General features: G+C 63.2%; 6 protein-coding genes. 3 read left to right on the top strand and 3 right to left on the bottom strand.

Annotation, left to right across the window (positions count from 1 at the left end; all coding sequences use genetic code 11):
* The coding region (locus tag WCA85_RS29060; protein ID WP_424068320.1) for an FAD-dependent oxidoreductase at positions 1–290 on the bottom strand (290 nt) is incomplete at its 3' end.
* Positions 287–1,234, bottom strand: coding sequence for a 4-hydroxyproline epimerase (locus WCA85_RS29055; RefSeq protein ID WP_424068319.1), 948 nt, complete (start codon positions 1,232–1,234; stop codon positions 287–289). The genes WCA85_RS29055 and WCA85_RS29060, both read right to left, overlap by 4 nt.
* 370 nt (positions 1,235–1,604) lie before the next feature.
* Here WCA85_RS29055 and WCA85_RS29050 point away from each other — a divergent pair, with 370 nt between their 5' ends.
* Complete coding sequence (locus WCA85_RS29050) at positions 1,605–2,510, top strand: dihydrodipicolinate synthase family protein (protein ID WP_424068318.1); 906 nt, start codon at positions 1,605–1,607, stop codon at positions 2,508–2,510.
* A 44-nt stretch (positions 2,511–2,554) separates the two neighbouring features.
* Here the strand turns inward: WCA85_RS29050 and WCA85_RS29045 are convergent, their stop codons facing one another.
* Positions 2,555–3,274: a response regulator transcription factor gene (locus tag WCA85_RS29045; protein ID WP_424068317.1), complete on the bottom strand. Its 720-nt coding sequence runs from the start codon at positions 3,272–3,274 to the stop codon at positions 2,555–2,557.
* A gap of 450 nt (positions 3,275–3,724) precedes the next feature.
* Between WCA85_RS29045 and WCA85_RS29040 the strand changes: the two genes are divergently transcribed.
* Both WCA85_RS29040 and WCA85_RS29035 read left to right on the top strand, forming a co-directional pair.
* Entirely contained in the window at positions 3,725–5,041 is a 1,317-nt protein-coding gene (locus tag WCA85_RS29040) for an MFS transporter (protein WP_424068316.1), read from the top strand.
* Positions 5,042–5,205: 164 nt separating this feature from the next.
* The coding region (locus WCA85_RS29035; protein ID WP_424068315.1) for an MFS transporter at positions 5,206–5,541 on the top strand (336 nt) is incomplete at its 3' end.

Here is a 5,541-nt window from a genome sequence, read left to right as displayed (position 1 = left end):
TCGCATTCCTCATCGTCGGCTGCTACCCACAGCGTGCCGCAGCGCGAAAACGCATCGCGCTGGCGCAGTTGCGGGGCCAGTTCGAGCCACAAGTCACGCGAATACGCGCTTAACGCCAGTTCGGCCGGCGAGTCGTTCATCACGACGATATGACCCATGCCGGCAGCCGTCGCGCCGCCGCCATTCCCCTGCCGGTCGAGCACCTCGACGCGCATGCCGCGCGCGGCCAGTTCCGCCGCGCACGCCGCGCCGACAATGCCCGCGCCGATGATCACGACATCCGCCGTCATGCCGCGCGCAGACCCCATGCAAAAGGATCGCGCTCATCGAAGCAAAGACGGCTTTCGGCCATGATGTGCGCGTGTCCGGTGATAGTTGGCACCACGGTCGCGTCGTCGTCGCCGCGCTGATACGTGGCCTCGAACACGCTGCCGATGATGCTTTCCTGGCGCCATACCGCGCCTTCGGCGAGTTTGCCATCAGCAGCAAGGCACGCAACCTTCGCGCTCGTGCCAGTGCCGCAGGGCGAACGGTCGTAGGCGTTACCCGGACACAGCACGAAACTGCGGCTGTCGATACCGTCGCGCGAGCCAGCCCCAAACAGTTCGATGTGGTCGATCAGTGCACCGTCCGCGCCCGTGATGTGCTGCGCGATTAGCGCGTCGCGTATCGCCGAACTGAACGCGGTCAGTTGGGGAATTCGCGCCGCCTCCAGCGTGTTACCGTGATCGGCGACGAGAAAGAACCAGTTGCCGCCCCAGGCGATATCGCCCGTTAGCGCTCCATGTCCGGGAACCTCAACGGTCACCGCCTGACGGTAACGATAGGACGGCACGTTGCGCACAGCGACACTGCCGTCCGCATTGAGCGTCGCTTCGACGATGCCAACCGGCGTTTCGATCCGATGCTGGCCCGGCCCGATACGCCCCATGTGGGCAAGCGAGACGATCATTCCAATCGTGCCGTGTCCGCACATGCCGAGGTAGCCGACGTTATTGAAGAAGATCACGCCTGCCGCGCAATCGGGCCCGTCCGGCTCGCACAACAGCGCCCCGACCACCACGTCCGAGCCGCGTGGCTCCGTCACGATGCCGGCGCGCCAGTCGTCGAAACGGCTGCGGAATACGTCGAGCCGCTCGGCCAACGTGCCGGTGCCCAGATCCGGGCCACCTGACACAACGAGGCGGGTCGGTTCACCGCCGGTGTGCGAGTCAATCACGTTCAAGGTTTTCATGTCGCCATGGTAGAAATGCCGGGGCGGCCAGTCTTGGCGTCATTGCGCGCGGATTGTGACGATTTCGGCATAGTCTGACACGCCGCAGATCTGACAATGGATCGCCGCGCCAGATAAGGCTGTGCGGTGACTTCAGGAGCGGGTCGGGATATGCCCCTATGCCAGGAAGTTGCTCTGATGCGAGCTTGAACGATGCGAGGGCGAATCCTCATAAAAACAGGCTTTTCGCCAGCCATCCAATGTGTCATAAAGCAAATTCTCCCGTCACGGCCTATGCTGAAATCGTCATCCAGCACGCGCGAATCACGCAAGACGGCTGCTTTTTCCCTACGTACACTTCGACCAACTCAACACACTCAGGAGAGAACTCGTGGCGCATATCTGGGAAGGCGTATTACCCGCAGTCACCACCAAGTTCAACGCAGATTTCAGCATAGATCGTGCGTGGACCGGGAAGAATATCGAAGCGCAAATCGAAGCGGGTGTGAATGGGATCATCGTATGCGGCTCGCTCGGCGAAGCCTCGACCCTTTCGCTCGATGAAAAGCTCGAGGTGCTCGACATCGCCGTGGAAGCTTCCCGGGGCCGCGTGCCGGTGCTGTTGACGATCGCCGAAAACAGCACGCTCGATGCCTGCCGTCAGGCCGAAGCGGGTATCCGGCACGGCGCCGCTGGTTATATGGTGTTGCCCGGTCTGCGCTATCTGTCGGACCGCCGCGAGACGATCAACCACTTCCGCTGCGTCGCCAATGCCAGCGCGCTGCCGTTGATGATCTACAACAACCCGCTCGCCTACGGCGTGGACATGACGCCGGATATGTTTGCGGAAATCGCGGATGAGAAGAAGATTGTCGCCATCAAGGAATCGTGCGGCGACGTGCGCCGCGTAACCGATCTGATCAACGCAGTCGGCGACCGCTTCGCAATCCTGTGCGGCGTCGATAATCTCGCGATGGAAGCCATGCTGATGGGCGCGCATGGCTGGGTGGCCGGACTCGTCTGCGCGTTCCCGCATGAGACGGTGGCGATCTACAAGCTGGTCAAGGCAGGCCGCCTTGAAGAAGCGCGTGCCATCTACCGCTGGTTCGCGCCGCTGCTTGCGCTGGATGTGTCGCACAAGCTCGTGCAGAACATCAAGCTCGCCGAAACGATGGTCGGACTCGGCACGGAGCCAGTGCGGCCGCCACGCTTGCCGCTCGCCGGCGAGGAGCGCAAGCAGGTGGAGGCGCTGATTCGCCATTCACTGGAAACTCGCCCTACGCTGCCGGCGGTTTGATACCAGCGTTTTACCACCTTGGCTAGCACCGGTGGCGGCCATGCTCAGGCCGCCGCCTTCTCCAGTTCCGCCGCGTTGTGTTGCAGGCTCAGCAGGCGGTAGCCGCTCTTGTACACCGGTTGCAAGCGAAAGCCATTCTGTTGGTCGATTTCGAGCAACAGCCGCAGGCGCGACACATGGCTGTCGATGGTGCGGGTGAACTCGCGGAACTCACGCCCCCACACCATCGCGAAGATGTGATCGCGCGACAGCACGCGGCCAACATTGGCAAAAAACAGCGACGCCAGGCGGTACTGCGTGCCCGACAGTTGCACGGGCTCACCGCGCAACGTGACGATCTGCCGGTTCGCATCGAAGTGGTACGGTCCCGCATCGAAGTTCGACGCGCTGTAACGCTCGGGATAGGCACGCCGCAGCAACGCGGCGACGCGTTCGCGGAATTCCGCCGGACGCACCGGCAAGCTCACATAGTCGTCCGCGCCGGCGGCAAGCGCCCGCACCACGTTCGCCTCGGAACTATCGGTCGACGCGAACATCACCGGGATCCGGTCGCCGCCGACCGCGCGCACGGCTTTCAGGACGTCGGCGCCGGATAAGCGGACGGCGTGCCAGTCCAGCACCAGCAGGTCCACGGTCGAACGGGCGAGCGATTTCGACATGCTCAGACCGTCGTCATAGGTCACACAGCTATGATCCGCCTGGAGCAGAATCTTTTCGATCGACTGGCGCTGGACAGGGTCGCGCTGAAGGATGGCAATACGCATGGGGTGGCTCTCAACAGATGGGTCGGACGCGATTCTGTGAGTGGCGCCGCCATCCGCACATAGGAAGAGTCTGAATTTCCCCGGAATCGCATATTTCCGACAGACGCGCGCCGCGCTCCGATAGAGGCGCTGAACATTCTGCGGGCCGCCAACCGGACGGCTCACAGGCCAAGCCGTTAAATCGACCGCCAACACCGCCAACTTCGCGCCGCCGCCTGTGCCACGACAGCACGCCCGTACGAACTTGTTCAATCAAATTAAGCACTTCCCAGCGCCTGCATCTTTGATCCGGTAGAATCCCCGGCTGGTCAAAGTCGTCAGTGCGCCTGCCGTATCCCGGCAGCCGTGCCCGTGTCCTGTGCTCTACCCGGCGCCCCACACTTCTCACCCGACGACGGCCGCACTCCGCGCATCCCGCGCGGCTTCCCATTCAAGTAAAACGACACGGCAATGCAAGCAACAAACCCGGGTAGAGCACAGCAGGCAGTCACCCCACGGCCCCTCGGTCTTAGCGACTACAAGACACTCGGCCTCGCCGCCCTTGGTGGTGCGCTCGAGTTCTACGATTTCATCATCTTCGTGTTCTTCGCCCCGGCGATTGGGCAACTGTTTTTTCCGCACTCGATTCCCGACTGGCTGCGTCAATTGCAGACGTTCGGCATCTTCGCGGCCGGTTATCTGGCGCGTCCGCTTGGCGGCATCATCATGGCGCACTTTGGCGATCTGCTCGGCCGCAAGCGGATGTTTACGCTGAGCGTGCTGTTGATGTCCGTGCCCACCTTGCTGATGGGCCTGTTGCCCACCTACGCCAGCATCGGCATGCTGGCCCCAGTGCTGCTGCTGGTGTTGCGCGTGCTGCAAGGTGCGGCGGTGGGCGGCGAAGTGCCGGGTGCGTGGGTGTTTGTCTCGGAGCACGTGCACCAGCGGCATATCGGTTACGCGTGCGGCACGCTGACGGCTGGCCTCACGGCAGGCATCCTGCTCGGCTCACTGGTCGCTTCGGGCGTGAACCGGCACTTCGCGCCAGCGGAGATTGCGGATTACGCCTGGCGCATTCCGTTCCTGCTCGGCGGCGTGTTCGGGCTCTTCTCGGTCTATCTGCGCCGCTGGCTCCACGAAACACCGGTCTTCGCGGAACTCAAACAGCGTAAATCGCTTGCTGCGGAAATCCCGCTGAAGGCCGTGCTGCGCGACCATGGACGCGCGGTCATCGTGTCGATGCTGCTTACGTGGATGCTGTCCGCCGCGATCGTCGTCGTGATCCTCATGACGCCGACCCTGCTGCAAAAGCAGTTTCACATTGCCCCGGCTACCGCGCTGCTGGCGAATGGCCTGGCCACACTCTGTCTGTCGGTTGGCTGCGTGGTCGCAGGGTCGATCGCCGGTCGCATCGGCGCGGGGCGCACGCTGTTTATCGGTGGCCTCGGACTGGCCGTGTCGTACTACGTGATGTTCCAGCAACTGACTCTCGATCCGTCCAGACTGCTGCCGCTCTACGCGGTAACCGGTTTCCTCGTGGGTACGATTGGCGCGGTGCCGTTCGTGATGGTCAAGGCGTTTCCGCCCCCCGTGCGTTTTTCGGGCATTTCGTTCTCGTACAACGTCGCTTATGCGGTGTTCGGCGGCCTGACGCCGATTATCGTCTCGCTGCTGCTGAAGTCGAATCCGATGGCGCCGGCGCTCTATGTGGCCGCGGTATGCGTACTGGGTATGCTCACAACGTTCTTCATCAAGGACGCGCCGCAGGCGCGGCCGACGAGCCGCTGAGGGCCGCCGGACGGGCTTCAAGGCCGCACCAGGAAGTGGTTTTGTGCTTTGGGGGCGGGCTGTCCTGACGGGCGCCCTGCCACCCACGCTGACCGCCCGTCCAAACATCCACACTTCAGGTCAGGCCGAAACGTCGCGTACCGGAACGGTCTAGGATGTATTCCATGAAAACCTCATCCGCCCCCTTCACCCCCGACCTCGCGCGCATCATCGCGACCGTCAGCGTGGGGTTCGTCGTCACGCAACTCGACGTGACCATCGTCAATATCGCCCTCGCGAAGATCAGCACCGACCTGCGCGCGAGCGTCGCAGGCCTGCAATGGATCGTCGATGCTTACGCGCTGGCGTTCTCCGTGCTGATGCTCTCGGCCGGCGTACTCGGCGACCGGCTCGGCGCGCGTCGCATGTATGCCGCAGGCATCGTGATCTTCGCGCTCGCTTCGCTCGGCTGCGGCCTCGCGCTCAACGACGCGACGCTGGTCGCGTCCCGCGCCCTGCAA

Source organism: Paraburkholderia sp. (assembly GCF_049581445.1).
Classification (GTDB): Bacteria; Pseudomonadota; Gammaproteobacteria; order Burkholderiales; family Burkholderiaceae; genus Paraburkholderia.
Note: the sequence above shows the minus strand (reverse complement) of the source record. Positions and strands in the feature narration are given on the sequence as shown.

What these genes read in the sequence shown, in the direction of transcription:
- WCA85_RS29055 (WP_424068319.1), bottom strand. Translation starts at nt 1,234, where the DNA reads ATGAAAACCTTGAACGTGATTGACTCGCACACCGGCGGTGAACCGACC.
- WCA85_RS29040 (WP_424068316.1), top strand. Translation starts at nt 3,725, where the DNA reads ATGCAAGCAACAAACCCGGGTAGAGCACAGCAGGCAGTCACCCCACGG.
- WCA85_RS29045 (WP_424068317.1), bottom strand. Translation starts at nt 3,274, where the DNA reads ATGCGTATTGCCATCCTTCAGCGCGACCCTGTCCAGCGCCAGTCGATC.